The 15,007-nt window shown below is 66.0% G+C and carries 15 protein-coding genes; 11 read left to right on the top strand and 4 right to left on the bottom strand.

Translation table 11 applies throughout. The features are described from left to right. Position 1 precedes the first annotated feature (1 nt). Positions 2-814, top strand: a complete 813-nt coding sequence (locus ACPFL9_RS14095) for a thiazole synthase (RefSeq protein WP_426003417.1) — start codon at positions 2-4, stop codon at positions 812-814. An 85-nt stretch (positions 815-899) separates the two neighbouring features. On the opposite strand, the gene ACPFL9_RS14090 is transcribed toward ACPFL9_RS14095, so the two are convergent. The 3 genes from ACPFL9_RS14090 to ACPFL9_RS14080 are packed head-to-tail and all read right to left on the bottom strand — an operon-like array spanning position 900 to position 2,247. Then, positions 900-1,202: a hypothetical protein gene (locus tag ACPFL9_RS14090; RefSeq protein ID WP_426003416.1), complete on the bottom strand. Its 303-nt coding sequence runs from the start codon at positions 1,200-1,202 to the stop codon at positions 900-902. Between the two features lie 35 nt (positions 1,203-1,237). Further along, entirely contained in the window at positions 1,238-1,462 is a 225-nt protein-coding gene (locus ACPFL9_RS14085; protein ID WP_426003415.1) for a DUF3107 domain-containing protein, read from the bottom strand. 50 nt (positions 1,463-1,512) lie between these two features. Further along, the gene (locus ACPFL9_RS14080; RefSeq protein WP_426003413.1) at positions 1,513-2,247 is read right to left on the bottom strand and encodes a TetR/AcrR family transcriptional regulator; all 735 of its coding nucleotides are present in this window, start codon (positions 2,245-2,247) and stop codon (positions 1,513-1,515) included. A gap of 6 nt (positions 2,248-2,253) precedes the next feature. On the opposite strand from ACPFL9_RS14080, the gene moeB reads away from it, so the two are divergent. Further along, positions 2,254-3,453 carry a molybdopterin-synthase adenylyltransferase MoeB gene (gene moeB / locus ACPFL9_RS14075; protein ID WP_426003411.1) on the top strand — a complete coding sequence of 400 codons (1,200 nt, stop codon included), beginning with the start codon at positions 2,254-2,256 and terminating at the stop codon, positions 3,451-3,453. A 93-nt stretch (positions 3,454-3,546) separates the two neighbouring features. On the opposite strand, the gene ACPFL9_RS14070 is transcribed toward moeB, so the two are convergent. Then, a complete protein-coding gene (locus ACPFL9_RS14070; protein ID WP_426003410.1) occupies positions 3,547-4,869 on the bottom strand; it encodes a glutamyl-tRNA reductase in 1,323 nt (440 codons plus the stop codon). A 159-nt stretch (positions 4,870-5,028) separates the two neighbouring features. On the opposite strand from ACPFL9_RS14070, the gene hemE reads away from it, so the two are divergent. The 9 genes from hemE to hemL all read left to right on the top strand — a co-directional run bounded on the left by hemE (position 5,029) and on the right by hemL (position 14,907). Then, complete coding sequence (gene hemE, locus ACPFL9_RS14065; RefSeq protein ID WP_426003409.1) at positions 5,029-6,144, top strand: uroporphyrinogen decarboxylase; 1,116 nt, start codon at positions 5,029-5,031, stop codon at positions 6,142-6,144. Between the two features lie 5 nt (positions 6,145-6,149). After that, positions 6,150-7,607, top strand: a complete 1,458-nt coding sequence (gene hemG / locus ACPFL9_RS14060; protein ID WP_426003407.1) for a protoporphyrinogen oxidase — start codon at positions 6,150-6,152, stop codon at positions 7,605-7,607. A gap of 72 nt (positions 7,608-7,679) precedes the next feature. Then, complete coding sequence (gene hemQ / locus ACPFL9_RS14055) at positions 7,680-8,381, top strand: hydrogen peroxide-dependent heme synthase (RefSeq protein ID WP_426003405.1); 702 nt, start codon at positions 7,680-7,682, stop codon at positions 8,379-8,381. Beyond that, positions 8,378-9,601, top strand: a complete 1,224-nt coding sequence (locus ACPFL9_RS14050; RefSeq protein ID WP_426003404.1) for a ferrochelatase — start codon at positions 8,378-8,380, stop codon at positions 9,599-9,601. The genes hemQ and ACPFL9_RS14050 overlap by 4 nt, the downstream gene beginning before the upstream one ends. Next, entirely contained in the window at positions 9,598-10,596 is a 999-nt protein-coding gene (gene hemC, locus ACPFL9_RS14045) for a hydroxymethylbilane synthase (protein WP_426003403.1), read from the top strand. Before ACPFL9_RS14050 ends, hemC begins: the two co-directional genes overlap by 4 nt. Continuing rightward, positions 10,583-11,470 (top strand): uroporphyrinogen-III synthase, encoded by an 888-nt coding sequence (locus ACPFL9_RS14040; RefSeq protein ID WP_426003401.1) that lies wholly within the window; start codon positions 10,583-10,585, stop codon positions 11,468-11,470. The genes hemC and ACPFL9_RS14040 overlap by 14 nt, the downstream gene beginning before the upstream one ends. Continuing rightward, complete coding sequence (gene hemB, locus ACPFL9_RS14035; RefSeq protein ID WP_426003400.1) at positions 11,467-12,447, top strand: porphobilinogen synthase; 981 nt, start codon at positions 11,467-11,469, stop codon at positions 12,445-12,447. Before ACPFL9_RS14040 ends, hemB begins: the two co-directional genes overlap by 4 nt. Next, positions 12,447-13,526: an LLM class flavin-dependent oxidoreductase gene (locus ACPFL9_RS14030; RefSeq protein ID WP_426003398.1), complete on the top strand. Its 1,080-nt coding sequence runs from the start codon at positions 12,447-12,449 to the stop codon at positions 13,524-13,526. Before hemB ends, ACPFL9_RS14030 begins: the two co-directional genes overlap by 1 nt. 61 nt (positions 13,527-13,587) lie before the next feature. Further along, on the top strand, positions 13,588-14,907 hold the full coding sequence (hemL, locus tag ACPFL9_RS14025; protein WP_426003396.1) for a glutamate-1-semialdehyde 2,1-aminomutase: 1,320 nt from the start codon (positions 13,588-13,590) through the stop codon (positions 14,905-14,907). The last annotated feature ends 100 nt before the right edge of the window (positions 14,908-15,007 follow it).

Here is a 15,007-nt window from a genome sequence, read left to right as displayed (position 1 = left end):
CATGACCATCACCAGCACAGGCAACACGCGGCAGACCGGGACCGACGACGCCCTGGTCATAGACGGAGTCGGATTCTCGTCCCGCCTCATCATGGGAACCGGAGGGGCGCCGAGCCTGGACGGACTTGGTGCGGCGCTCCTGGCCTCGGGCACCGAGCTCACCACCGTGGCCATGCGCCGGTACTCGCCGGCAGAGACGGGCTCGCTTTTCCAGCTCCTGGTGGACAACGGCATCCGCGTACTGCCCAACACGGCCGGATGCTTCACTGCCAAAGACGCGGTGATGACGGCCGAACTGGCCCGTGAAGCCCTGGAAACCGATTGGGTCAAGCTGGAGGTCATCGCTGACGAGCACACTCTCCTCCCGGACGCAGTGGAGCTGGTGGATGCCACGGAGCAACTGGTGAACCGGGGTTTCAAGGTGTTCGCCTATACCAACGATGATCCTGTCCTTGCCCTGCGCCTGGAGAACCTCGGAGCCACGGCCGTCATGCCTTTGGGATCGCCCATTGGGACAGGACTGGGCATCCTGAATCCGCACAACATCGAACTGATCGTGTCCCGTGCCTCCGTTCCCGTGGTGCTGGATGCGGGCATTGGCACGGCATCGGATGCGGCGCTGGCCATGGAACTCGGCTGCGACGCCGTCCTGCTGGCTACCGCGGTGACCAGGGCGCAAAACCCTGCGCAGATGGGCGAGGCGTTTAAACATGCGGTTGCGGCCGGCCGGCTCGCCCGGCGTGCCGGCCGGATACCGCGGCGCGAGCACGCTTTGGCGTCCTCTGCCATGGAAGGCCGTGCCGAGTTCCTGTGACCGGCGCTGCCTTCCCTGCAGCGGCGGGGACTTAAACGGCTGTGGCCACCACCCGAGGGGTGGTGGCCACAGCCGTTGCCGGAACCTAGAGTCGGAGGGCCTTGGTCAGGGCCGCAGTGTCGTGCGCTGTGCGCTGCCGGCCCAGGAAGACCGCTACGCCCGCAGCTGCCGCCGTGCCCAGCACAATCGGGAGGACCCACGGGATCCACGTCAGGCCGGGCTGGTAGCCCAGGCCGAACGCGATGAAGATGATCCAGGCAACCGTACCTGCAGCCGCAGCGACGCCCGCCGGCACCGCGATGCCGTACTTGCTGTGGCGCTTGTCATTGGCCCACACAATAAAGCCGGTGGCAACGGTGGCAAGCACCACGACGACGAGTGACAGCATCGGTTCTCCTTGCGGCTGGCTATGAAACGGTGGCTCTAGAGGGCGCCAAAGCCCACGCGGCGGACTTCCTCGGCGCCGATCTCCACATATCCCAGGACGCTGCCCGGAACGATCACCTGGCGGCCTTTCTCGTCCGTGAGACGCAGGTCAGACCCCTTGGAGATAGCTTCCCCTACGATCTTGGCGACGGCCTCGGCATCGAGGGCGGATTCGAGCACGATTTCGCGGCCAACATTCTGAATGCCGATTTTTACTTCCACAGCAAGGCCTCCAAGCCAGTCAAGAGTTTAGTCAGTCCTCTATTTGTAGCTTAGGACTCTTTGGGGAATCGACTGATTCCGCGCCAAGCTAAACGATAGATCAGATCGCTGGCGACATCGAGGTCGAGGTTCCCGTCCGTTTCCAGCCAGTAACGCGCGCTGACCTGCGCCATTCCCGCCAGGCCCCGGCCCAGGAGCTGGGCCTCCAGAGGGGGCAGTTTGGTGTCTTCCGCGATCACGCGGGCCACGGCGTCGGCAAAGGTCTTGTTGAACGTTTCCAGTCGGGAGCTTACGTCGGGATCGTTGATGAGGTCCGATTCGAACACCAGGCGGTGCGCCTGGTCGTCGTCGGCGATGAACTTGTAGTACGCACGCATCACGGCCTTGACGCGTTCCTTGTTGTCAGTGGTGGAGTTCAAGGCGGTGAGCATCAGTTCCGTCAACGCGGCCAGGTGGCTGTCCAGGAGTGCCATGTAAAGCTCGCGCTTGGAGGGAAAGTGTTGGTACAGGACGGGCTTGCTCACGTGGGCGGTCTCGGCGATTTCATCCATGGCAGCACCATGGAACCCATTGGAAACGAACACTTCCAAGGCAGCATTGAGCAGCTGCGCGCGGCGTTCATCCCGCGGCAACCTCGCTGAACGCGTGGTGCCGCTCCGTTCCTGCTTAGCCGGTGATCCGTCGCTTGCCCGTGTGCCGTCAGCCACAGTCTGCCGCCTTTCCCTTGCAGTTATGACCACTGTACCCGTGGGTAATATGACCGGGCGGCATCGGCAGGCATACATTGGGGTATGGCCTCAATTCCTGCTGCCCGCACCGCGCCCGCCGTCCTGCCGCCCCTTGTTGAACCGGCCGACGCTCTGACGCCGGCCGAGGTGGAGCGTTACTCCCGGCATCTCATCATTCCGGAAATCGGCGCGCTGGGCCAACGGAGGCTTAAGAATGCGAAAGTCCTCGTCATAGGGGCAGGCGGCCTGGGTTCACCGGCACTGCTGTACCTGGCTGCAGCCGGCGTGGGGACCCTCGGGATCGTGGACGACGACGTCGTGGATTTGAGCAACCTCCAGCGCCAGGTGATCCACGGGGTCAAGGATGTGGGTTCGCCCAAAATTGAGTCAGCACGGAACGCGATCGCGGAGCTGAACCCCTTGGTCACCGTGGTTCTGCACGATCTCAGGCTTGACGCGTCCAACGCCCTGGACCTTTTTGCCCAGTACGACCTCATCCTGGACGGCGCGGACAACTTCGCCACGCGGTACCTGGTCAATGACGCCGCTGCCATCCTGGGCAAGCCCTACGTATGGGGTTCCATCTTCCGGTTTGACGGCCAGGTCAGTGTCTTCTGGGCGGAGCACGGCCCCACCTACCGCGACCTCTATCCCGAGGCGCCGCCCGCCGGCTCAGTGCCGTCCTGCGGGGAAGGGGGAGTGTTCGGCATGCTGTGCGCGGCCGTGGGGTCCCTCATGGTGACCGAGGCGGTCAAGCTGATCACCGGCGTCGGACGTTCCTTGCTGGGGCGCGTGGCGCTCTTTGATGCCCTGGGTGGAAGCTGGCGCGAAATCAAGGTTTCCAAGGACCCTGAAGCCGCGCCCATCACCGAACTGACCGACTATGAGGCTTTCTGTGGCATCACTCCCGCAGCAGAAACGGACCGGGAGCACACCGTCTCCGCGGAGGAGCTGTCACGGATGCTGAAGGAGCGTGCTGAGGGGGAGCGGGACTTCGACCTCGTGGATGTCCGGGAGTCGGGGGAACACAGCATCGTCAACATCGAAGGTTCCGTGCTCATCCCGCAGGGCAGGATCCTCGCGGGCGAAGCGTGGGTGGATCTGCGGCAGGACCGGGACATCGTCTTCCACTGCAAGGCGGGCACGCGTTCGGCTGCCGTGCTGGAGGCCGCCAGGACGGCGGGCTACACCAGGGTCAGCCATCTCGACGGCGGTATCCTCGCCTGGGTGCGCGACGTGGAGCCGTACAAGCCGGTCTACTAGGCACCGCCGGTGTATCATGCAGCCAGGCGCAGCAGCAACGCAGTAGCAACGCGCAGCAGCAAGGCGCAGCGATTCAGCGCCTGGCGCTGATTCTCAGGCGCTTTCGGAGCGCAGCTGTTCGTGGTCTACCGGGCATTCGGCGGCAGGCGCGGCAACCTGGGGCTGCTCGACCTGGATGCCGTAGAGTGCCTCGAGGGCTGCCACATAGTCGTCCTGCTGGCCCTTGGCGGCAAGCTCCCTGGCCCGCACGGTGGGAACATGGAGGAGCTGCTTGACCATGCGGCGGAGGGCGAACTCCACTTCTTCGGCAGCAGCCGTGCAGCCGTGGCGGGCGCGCACTTTTTCCATCTCGGAATCCAGTACGTTCATGGTGTGGCGGCGCAGGGCCACGATCGCCGAATCCACCGAGCGCGATTCACGCTCCGATTCGAAAGCCTGGGCGGCGGTGTTGACGATCGTGCTCGCCTGGGACAGGGACTCGGCCTGCTCCTGGGGCGCTGCGAGGCGCACGGATTCCAGGGTGAGGAGTTCAACTCCGTCCAGTTCCCCCACGGCGGGGTCGAAGTCGTGGGTGAGGGCGAGGTCGATCGCGATCAACGGCTTGCCGGAGTTGGCGCGGACCCGCTCCAGGTCTGCCGCTTCGACGCGGGTATCAGATCCGCTGCAGCCGATCATGACATCCGCCGCAGCCACGGCAACGGGCAGGGTGTCGGCATCCAGGGCCGTGCCGCCGCGGGTGGCCACGAAGCCCTCGGCGCGGCCGGAGGAGGAGTAGACCGAGATGTCCGTACAGCCGCGTTCACGCAGCAGGGACATGGTGGCGCCGGCGTAGGCGCCCGTACCGAAGACGACCACTTTCTTGGTGGACCAATCCGCGGAGTCCGACAAATCCGTTGCGAGGTCCAGGGCCACGGACACGATGGACAGGCCGCGTGAGCCCAGGGCAGTCTGCGCCCCGACGTCCTTGGCGGTCTTGGATGCCGCTTGGAAGAGCCGCACCAGCCCGGAGCTGGCGGTACCCTCCTGCTGCGCGGTGATCAGGGCACGGCGTACCTGGCCGGCGATTTCACGCTCTCCCACCACAGCCGAATCAAGGCCGGCGCTCACGGCGAAGAGGTGGCGGGTGACGTCTGGCCCCGTGTTGGTGCTGAAGGAGCGGGAGACGAGTTGCTCGTTGAGTCCGCTGAGCTCGCTGATCTGGGAAACGAGGGCCGAGCGCGCGGCTTCAAGGTCCGCGCCATTGGCCGTTTCGCCATAAATTTCGTAGCGGTTGCAGGTGGCCAGGACCACCGTTCCGGAGACCACCGGAGACCCGGACAGGGCCGAAGTGGCAAGCCCGGAAGAACCGTTGCTCAGTTGAGCGACGGTTTCGAGATCGATGTCGGCGTGTGTAGCCACCAATGAGAAAAGAACCACAGCAACCCCATCATAGCTTTTTCGTAGCTCGGTAGAACAATGCCCGGCAGTGGGAATCGACACCGGGCAGGGTGATCCGCGCCACTCCGGTGCCCGACAGGTCTGTACATGACAGCCTGTCGTTATCTTTTAGCCCGGATTTTCGGCACAATCGAAGGCATGACTTCAAGCGCGGCAGCTTCCAACAATACGGCCATCAATGCCCCGGCGGGGATCCTCGGCGCCGACCATCCGCTGGTGGACGGCCGTACTTCGGACTCTCCGCTGATCACCGCCTACCGCGGTGGAACGCCCTCCCGCAGGCCGGTGTGGTTCATGCGCCAGGCAGGCCGCTCCCTGCCCGAATACCTCAAGGTCCGCGAGGGTGTCGCCATGCTTGACTCCTGCCTGCGACCGGAACTCGCAGCGGAAATCACCCTGCAGCCGGTCCGTCGGCACGACGTCGATGCCGCAATCTTCTTCTCGGACATTGTCATTCCGCTGAAGCTGGCAGGCGTGGGAGTGGACATCGTGCCGGGCGTGGGGCCGGTCCTGGACAAGCCGGTGCGTACTGCAGAGGACGTTGCGGCTCTTCCGCAGCTGACCTGGGAAGCGCTTGAACCTATCCGGGAGGCTGTCCGACTGACCGTTGCCCAGCTGGGCAAGACGCCGCTGATCGGATTTGCCGGTGCTCCCTTCACGCTGGCTGCCTACATGGTGGAGGGCCGGCCTTCACGAGACCACCTGGGACCGCGGACCATGATGCACGCCGACCCGGAAACCTGGGCAGCGCTGGCCGCCTGGGCTGCGGACGCATCGGGTTTGTTCCTGCAGGCACAGCTGGAAGCGGGTGCCTCCGCCGGACAGCTCTTCGATTCCTGGGCCGGTTCGCTGGGCCTTGGAGACTACACCAAGTATGTGGCCCCGGCTTCGGCGCGGGCCCTGGAACACGTCCGCGGGCTGGGCGCACCCTTGGTGCACTTCGGTACGGGAACCTCCGAACTCCTGGTAGCCATGCGCGATGTCGGCGTGGACGTCGTGGGGGTGGACTACCGGCTTCCGCTCGATGAGGCGAACCGCCGCCTGGGTGGCGCGGTTCCCTTGCAGGGCAACATCGATCCCGCCCTTTTGTCCGCTCCGTGGGAGGTGCTGGAGGCCCACGTCCGCGAGGTGATCGCGGCCGGTTCCGAGGCGCCCGGCCATGTCCTGAACCTGGGACACGGCGTACCGCCGGAGACCGACCCCACCGTGCTGACCCGCGTGGTGGAACTCATCCACTCCATCCCGGCCAAGTAGGACTGATGCGCGGGGGACACGCACCTTCCCGTCCTGCTGCCATCGTGGTAGGCGGTGGAGTCTCCGGCCTGGTGGCTGCCCGGGAGCTGGCGCTGGCCGGACATGCCGTGACGGTCCTCGAAGCGACGGAGGCGTGGGGCGGATGTGTCGGCCGGCACGAGGTGGCCGGCCTGGCCCTGGACAGCGGGGCGGAGTCTTTTGCGACGCGCTCGTCTGCGGTTGCGGATCTGGCCGCCGCCCTGGGGTTGCAGGACAACATCGTCGCTCCGCACCCTGGCGGCGCGTGGGTGCAATTGCCCGATGGACCCCGCGAACTCCCCAAGACGGGGGTGCTGGGTATCCCGGCGAATCCCTGGGATCCGGAAGTGCGGAGGTCCCTCGGCTGGGCCGGGGCCTTGCGGGCCTCCCTGGACCGGTGGCTTCCGGCGTCCGTTGGCAGTTCACAAGATGTGACCAGCGTTGCTTCCCTGGTCCGGCAGCGTATGGGCCGGAGGGTCCTCGAACGACTGGTGGCTCCGGTTGTTGGTGGTGTCCACTCCGCCGATCCCGCCGTGCTGGATGTCGACATGGTGGCGCCGGGCCTGCGCACGGGCCTTCGCGTCCACGGCTCCCTGGCGGCGGCCGTGGCGGCGCAACGCAAAGCTGCGTCCGCGTCGGCGCCGGCACCCGCCAAGGCCGGTTCCGCCGTCGCCGGCTTGAAAGGCGGCATGAATACCTTGGTGGAGGCGCTCGTCAAAGATGCGCGGGACCGGGGCGTGTCGCTGTTGAGCGGACGGCGCGTGGACGGCATTGCCAAAACAGCCACGGGCTGGCGGGTCACCGCGGGTGAATCCACGTACGACGCCGGCAGGCTCGTCGTGGCGCTCGACGGTCCCGCCGCCGTCGGGCTTCTTGGGAAGGCCCTGCCGGAACTGACCGGCTTGCGCCCGGCGGCAGGGCCGCTGGTCAGCCTGGTCACGATCGTGGTGGACCTTCCCCAACTCGACGGCCGCCCGCGCGGTACCGGAATCCTGGTAGCGCCCCAAACGCCGGGAATCACTGCGAAGGCTTTGACCCACGCCACCGCCAAATGGGACTGGTTGGCAGAAGAGGCCGGTCCGGGAACGCACGTGCTGCGGCTTTCATACGGGCGGCGGGAAGAAGCCGGGGGAGAAGCGGTGGACCTGGTCCTGTCCGACGACGAACTCCTGGCAGCGGCCCTTGCCGATGCCTCGGCCCTGCTGACGGTGCCGGTCACCGGTGCCGACGTCCTGGACTGGGACGTGGTGCGGTGGGATGGAGCGTTGCCTTTTGCCGCCGTCGGTCACAAACAGCGGGTTGCCGAGGTGCGGAGAGTGTGCGCTGCAGCCAACGGCTTGACCGTGGTCGGCGGGTGGTTGGCAGGCAACGGCCTGGCCGCCGTGGTGTCCGACACCCAGGCCCAGCTGGCGGACACGGTGGACCCGAAACCCTCCAGAGTGTGATTTGCATCACTTCTACGTGCTGTAGAACTATTCCGTTTCGACTTAGGGGCCGGCACGGGGCAAACTTGAACCATGAGCCACACTTCTGCCGAATCTGTCACTAAAACTGCTGGAACCGAGGAACAGTTCTACACGCTGTGGACGGTCTTCAAGCGCTCGGCCGACGTCCTGCGCAGCGACGACGCTGTCGAGGAATTCGAGACCCTGGTCGGGAAGCTCGCTGCGAACGGCGTGATCCTCCGGGGCAGCTACGACGTCTCGGCCATGCGCTCGGACGCCGACGTCATGGTGTGGCTCCACGGCGCCAAGCCGGAAGACCTGCAGTCCGCAGTGCGGGACATCCGCCGCAGCGCACTTTTTGCGGGCACTGGGATCGTATGGTCCGCCATGGGTGTGCACCGCGAGGCCGAATTCGCCAAGAGCCACGTCCCCGCCTACGCACGCGGTGTGGAACCCAGCACCTGGCTTTGCGTCTACCCGTTCGTCCGCTCCTACGAGTGGTACCTCCTGCCGTCCGAGGAACGCGGCAAGATGCTGCGGGACCACGGGCTCCTGGGCCGTGAATTTCCCCAGGTCATCTCCAACACCGTCTCATCCTTCGCCCTGGGTGACTGGGAATGGATCCTTGGCCTTGAAGCACCTGAGCTGGTGGACCTCGTTGACCTGATGCGCCACCTCCGTGCCACCGAGGCCCGCCACCACGTCCGTGAAGAAATTCCCTTCTACACCGGCCGCCGCATCTCGGCCGCCGAGATCGCCGAGGTCCTGGCATGAGCGAACTCCTTGTCTCCACCGAGCCCAACGCCGTGACGGAGCGTGGGCGCCAGGAGCCGCAGAACTATGACGCCGTCCTCCTGGCCTCCTTCGGCGGTCCCGAGGGCCAGGAAGACGTCATCCCCTTCCTGCGCAACGTCATCCGCGGCCGTGGAATCCCGGACGAGCGGCTCGAAGAGGTCTCCCACCACTACCGGGCGTTCGGCGGCATCAGCCCCATCAACCAGCAAAACCGCGAGCTCAAGGCCGCCATCGAGGCCGAACTCGCCAAGCGCGGCATCGGGCTGCCGGTGCTGTGGGGAAACCGGAACTGGGACCCCTATATCGCTCCGGTCCTGCAGGATGCTTACGACGCCGGCCACCGCCGGATCCTGATGCTCACCACCAGCATCTACTCCTGTTACTCCAGCTGCCGCCAATACCGCGAGGACATCGGCGTCGCGCTGACGGAAACGGGCCTCGACGGCAAGCTCCAGGTGGACAAGATCCGCCAGTACTTCGACCACCCCGGCGTGGTGCAGCCGTTCCTTGAGGGCACGGCTGCGGGCCTGGAAGAGATCCGCACCAAGCTCGCCGCTGCCGGGGAAGCCGATCCGGATTCGGTCATCCGCGTGCTTTTTGCCACCCACTCCATCCCCACGCGGGATGCCGAAGCTGCCGGCAGGTCCGACGACGAACCGCGGGACTTTGCCGAGGGCTCCGCCTACGCGGCCCAGCACCTTGCCAACGCCCAGGCCATCATGGATGCCGTGGCACCGAACGTGGCCTGGGACCTTGTGTACCAGTCGCGCTCGGGCGCACCGCACATTCCGTGGCTTGAGCCAGACATCAACGACCACCTCGAGGAGATCGCCCCCACCGGCGTCAAAGGCGTCGTCATCGTGCCGCTCGGCTTTGTCAGCGACCACATGGAAGTTGCCTGGGACCTGGACACCGAAGCCCTGGAAACCTGCAGCAACCTCGGCATCGAGGCCACCCGCGTTCCCACGCCGGGAACCCACGCTGCCTTTGTGTCCGGCCTGGTGGACCTGATCTGCGAACGCACGGTGGAGAACAACATCGCCGACCGCCCGCACGTGACGGGACTGGGGCCCTGGTACGACGTCTGCCGGCCCAACTGCTGCGAAAACTTCCGTGGGGCCAAGCCCGTCATTTCGGAGGTTGGTTCCACCACCGGAACCTCGCACGACCCCTACCCTGCCGCGGAGGCCACCAAGTGACCGTAAGGATCGGCACGCGGGCCAGCAAGCTCGCGCTGACCCAGACCCAGCAGACAGCCGACCGGTTGGCCGCTGTGGGTGGCTTCCCCGTGGAACTGGTCCACATCCGCACCGAGGGCGATGTGAAGACGGGATCGCTGTCCCAGATGGGTGGCACAGGAGTCTTCGTGGCTGCGCTGCGGGATGCCCTGCTGGTGGAAAACTGCGACGTCGCCGTGCATTCCCTCAAGGACCTGCCCACCGGGCCTGCCCTTGGCCTGAGCATCGCCGCCACGCCTCAGCGCGTGGATGTGCGGGACGTCCTTTGCGCGCGCGACGGGCTGACGTTGGCCGAACTGCCCGGTGGCGCAAAGGTAGGCACAGGCTCGCCCCGACGCGCGGCCCAGCTGCGTGCAGCGCGTCCGGACATTGAAGTATTGGATATCCGCGGAAACGTGGACACCCGCCTCAACAGGGTCCCGGGCCTGCCTGGCAACACCGTGGCCGATGTCGTGGAAGGCAAGTCCAACGACCTCGACGCCGTGGTGCTCGCCGCCGCAGGGCTGGAACGCATGGACCGCCTGGACACCGTCACGGAATTCTTTGACACCTCGGTGATGCTGCCGGCTCCCGGACAGGGTGCGCTGGCCATTGAATGCCGTACCGCCGATGCCCCGCAGCGCGAGGACTCGGCCGACGGCGGCAACATCGTGCTGGCGCAGGCCTTGGCCGCACTCAACGACGACGACACCCGGCTTGCGGTCACCGCCGAGCGGGCAGTTCTGGCAAGGCTGGAAGCCGGCTGCGCTGCCCCCGTAGGCGCCTACGCCTACCGTAAGGGAAGCATGCTCCATCTCGAAGCCGTGGTATGCGCAGTTGACGGCACAAAAACAGTCCGGGAAAAGAAGGCAACCGACGGCTTGACCGAGGTAGGCGCCACCCTGCTGGGCATCGAGGTCGCAGAACTCCTCCTCGCTGCCGGTGCGGCGGAGATTGCCGATCTTGCAGCGTCCTGAGCTGCCGCAGCATGCAGGCCTGGCCGGCCGGCGTATCCTGATTACCAGGAGTGCCGACCGCGCCAGGCCGCTTGCTTCCCTCCTGGCCGGCCTTGGCGCGGAACCCTGGATCCTTCCCCTCATCGACTTTGAGCGCGCCCGGGACCAAGCACCCCTCGACCTGGCCTTGGACAAGCTGGCCCATGGCGATTTTGACTGGATGGTGATCACCAGCATCACCACCATCCGCGCCCTGCTGGGGAAGGCAGCTGAACGTGGGGTTGAGCCCGCCGCGTTGGTTCCTTCCGGAACCCGCATCGCCGTGGTGGGTGCGGCATCGCGCCATGCCCTTGAAGCGCTGGGCCTCACGGTCGCACTGGCTCCGTCGGGTTCCCAGTCCGCAGAAGGACTCCTGGCAGAGTGGGCTGCTGCAGAGCAACCTGCAGGACGTGTCTTCCTGCCCCAGGCTGATATCGCCGCTCCTGCGCTTCGGGACGGGCTGACGGTCCTTGGCGCAAGCGTCACCGCCGTGATGGCTTACCACACGGTCGATTACCCGGCCCGGCCGGAACTGCGGGTCGACGCCCCGCCGGGGTCCGCCGTCGTGGGTTCCGCTGACGCGCCCATCACCGAGCCAAGCCCGGAAGACGTCCGCGCCGCGCTGGCGGACCAGGCACTGGATGCCGTGGTTGCCGCCTCGCCGAGCGCCGCCCGACGGATAGCTGCGACCCTGCTGCCATTGGGCACCTGCCGTTTCGTAGCGATCGGGCGCCCGACGGCGGAAGAAGCCGCCGCGCTGGGGATCGCCGTTGCTGCGGTCGCCCGGGAGCCGACTCCAGAGGGCATCGCAGACGCCCTCGCATCAGTTCTAGCCAATGAAGGGAACCCAGCATGAGCTTTCCACACCACCGGCCCCGCCGCCTTCGCACTACACCGGCCCTGCGCAAGCTCACCGCAGAGAACCGCCTTGCCCCGGCCGACCTGATCCTTCCGGCCTTCATCCGGGAAGGACTGACGGAGCCAAGCCCCATCACTTCCATGCCGGGTGTGGTGCAGCACACCACCGACACCCTCAAACGTGCTGCCGCTGAAGCAGTGGAACTTGGCGTCGGCGGCATCATGCTGTTCGGTGTGCCCCAGGTCCGGGACGCCCGCGGTACGGCTTCCCTGGACCCTGACGGGGTCCTGAACAAAGCGATCCGCGATGTCCGGTCCGAGGTGGGCGACGCCCTGGTGGTCATGAGCGACGTATGCCTGGACGAGTTCACCGACCACGGCCATTGCGGCGTGCTTGATGCCGACGGGTACGTGGACAATGACGCCACGCTGGAAATCTACGCCCGGATGGCTGTGGCCCAGGCGGACGCCGGCGCGCATGTGCTCGGACCCTCGGGAATGATGGATGGCCAGATCGCCGTGATCCGGCAGGCGCTGGAGGATGCCGGTCACAAGAACACCGCCGTCCTGGCCTATGCGGCCAAGTACGCGTCGGCGTTCTACGGACCGTTCCGGGAGGCTGTTGACTCCCAGCTCAAAGGCGACCGCCGTACCTACCAGATGGACGCCGCCAATCGCCGGGAAGCCATCCTGGAAGTGGAGCTGGACCTCGAAGAAGGCGCAGACATGGTCATGGTCAAACCTGCCATGAGCTACCTGGATATTCTTGCGGACGTAGCGGCCATGAGCCCGGTGCCGGTTTCGGCCTACCAAATCTCCGGGGAATACGCCATGATCGAAGCTGCCGCCGCCAACGGGTGGATCGACCGGCGCGGTGCCATCACCGAGTCAGTCCTCGGCATCAAGCGTGCCGGTGCTGACAACATCCTCACCTACTGGGCCTCCGAGCTGGCAGGCTGGCTGAAGGAGTCCTGATGAACCCCGTCCCCGCCGACCCCACCGCCCCCGTGCCGGGCGACCGCATCCTGCTTGGACTCAACACGTTCGGTGATGCCGGCGTGGACGCCGACGGCAATCCGAAGGACCATGCCCGGGTCCTGCGTGAGCTGCTGGAGGAAGCAAAGCTGGCTGACGCCGTCGGAATCCATGCATTCGGCGTGGGGGAGCACCACCGCCGCGATTTCGCCGTGTCTGCCCCCGAGGTGTTCCTGGCGGCCGCCGCGGCGGTGACATCCCGGATCCGCTTGGGCTCTGCCGTTACTGTCCTCAGCTCGGACGATCCCATCCGTGTCTTCCAGCGGTTCGCCACAGTGGATGCCATAGCCAATGGCCGCGCCGAAGTCATGCTGGGCCGTGGTTCGTTCATCGAGTCCTTTCCCTTGTTCGGGCTGGACCTCGCGGACTACGAGGTCCTGTTTGAAGAGAAGCTCGCACTCTTCGACCAGGCACGCGCCCAGAAACCCATCCACTGGGAAGGCAGGACCCGGCCGGGCATCAACGGCCTGCAGGTGTACCCGCACCTGCAGCACCACCTGCTGCCCGCCTGGATTGGCGTGGGCGGAACGCCCGAGTCCGTGCTGCGGTGCGCGGAGTACGGCTACCCCATCATTTTCGCGATCATCGGTGGCGAACCCCGGCGTTTTGGCCCGCTCGTCAAGCTGTACCGGGACGCCATGACCAAATACGGGCATCCCATGCAGCAGATTGCCACGCATTCGCCGGGGTACATCGCGGACACGGACGAGGCCGCCCGCGAGGAACTCTTCCCGCACTGGCTCGAACAGCGTAACCGGATCGGTGCCGAACGTGGCTGGGGGCCGGGCAACCGGAGCGAGTTTGACGCCATGTGCGGCCCCGAAGGCGCGCTCTATGTGGGATCTCCGGAAACGGTTGCCCGGAAGATCGTGCTGCTCAAACGCAACCTCGGCGTCGACCGCTTCGACCTCAAATACAGCAATGGAACCCTGCCGCACGGCTCCATGATGCGTTGCATCGAACTGTACGGAACCGAAGTGGCACCCCGGGTTGCGCAACTGCTGGCCGAGGCCCCGTAAGCCCTGCGCACCCCTGGCGCTTCCCCGGAAGCTGCCGCCAAAGACTGAGAGAATAGGAACCATGACTTCAAACACCCCTGTGTCCGACCAGCTGTTCGACCGCGCCAGGTCCCTGATGCCCGGCGGCGTGAACTCCCCGGTGCGCGCCTTCGGTTCAGTGGGCGGAAACCCCAAGTTCATGGTCTCGGCCAAGGGGGCCTACCTCACCGATGCCGATGGCCGGGAATACGTGGACCTCGTGTGCTCCTGGGGTCCCGCGCTTCTTGGACATGCCCACCCGGCAGTACTGGATGCAGTCCACGCCGCAGTGGACCGCGGCCTGTCCTTCGGTGCTTCCACTCCGGACGAAGCCAACCTTGCCGCGATCGTCAAGGAGCGGGTTTCAGCCGTGGAGCGCCTCCGCATGGTGTCCACGGGCACGGAAGCAACCATGACCGCCGTACGCCTCGCCCGCGGCTTCACAGGACGCAACCTCATCATCAAGTTTGCGGGCTGCTACCACGGACACCTGGACGGACTGCTGGCATCTGCCGGGTCCGGCGTGGCAACGCTGGCCCTTCCAGGATCGGCGGGCGTCACTGAAGCCACCGCTGCGGAAACCCTGGTTCTTCCCTACAACGACCTCGCTGCCGTCGAGGAAGCCTTCGCAGCCCACGGCAGCAACATCGCAGCAGTGATCACGGAGGCAGCCCCTGCCAACATGGGCGTGGTGACCCCCAAGGATGGCTTCAACGCCGGGTTGTCCCGGATCACCAAAGAGCACGGCTCCTTGTTGATCGTGGACGAAGTCCTGACCGGGTTCCGCACCGGCTACGCCGGCTACTGGGGCCTCACCGGGCAGCACGAGGGGTGGGTGCCGGACCTGCTCACCTTCGGCAAGGTCATCGGAGGCGGAATGCCGACGGCGGCACTGGGTGGCCGGGCGGATGTCATGGATTACCTTGCTCCGGTGGGACCCGTCTACCAGGCGGGGACGCTGTCCGGAAACCCGGTGGCCATGGCAGCAGGTGTGGCCACGCTGACGCACGCCACGCCGGAGGTCTACGCCCACGTGGACGCGCGTTCACTGGAGCTCTCCTCCGCGCTGTCCGCAGCCCTGGACGCAGAAGGAGTGGACCACTCCATCCAGCGGGCAGGCAACCTGTTCTCAATGGCGTTCGGCACGTCGGCCAACGGCGTCAACAACTATGCGGACGCCCAAGGACAGGAAGCCTTCCGGTACGCCCCGTTCTTCCACTCAATGCTCGACTCCGGCGTCTACCTTCCGCCGTCCGTGTTCGAAGCGTGGTTCCTCTCGGCAGCACATGATGACGCTGCCATGGGCCGCATTATCGATGCCTTGCCGGCCGCAGCGAAGGCGGCAGCAGCTGCAAGCGCATGATTCGTCCGGCAGCGGCAGGCTCGTGAGTTACCCCGGAGAGGAATACGACCGGATTCTTGGGTAGGCTCGTACATGGAAACCCACCCCCAACGAATTCACG

Source organism: Paenarthrobacter sp. NyZ202 (assembly GCF_049860755.1).
GTDB lineage: Bacteria > Actinomycetota > Actinomycetes > Actinomycetales > Micrococcaceae > Arthrobacter.
Note: the sequence above shows the minus strand (reverse complement) of the source record. Positions and strands in the feature narration are given on the sequence as shown.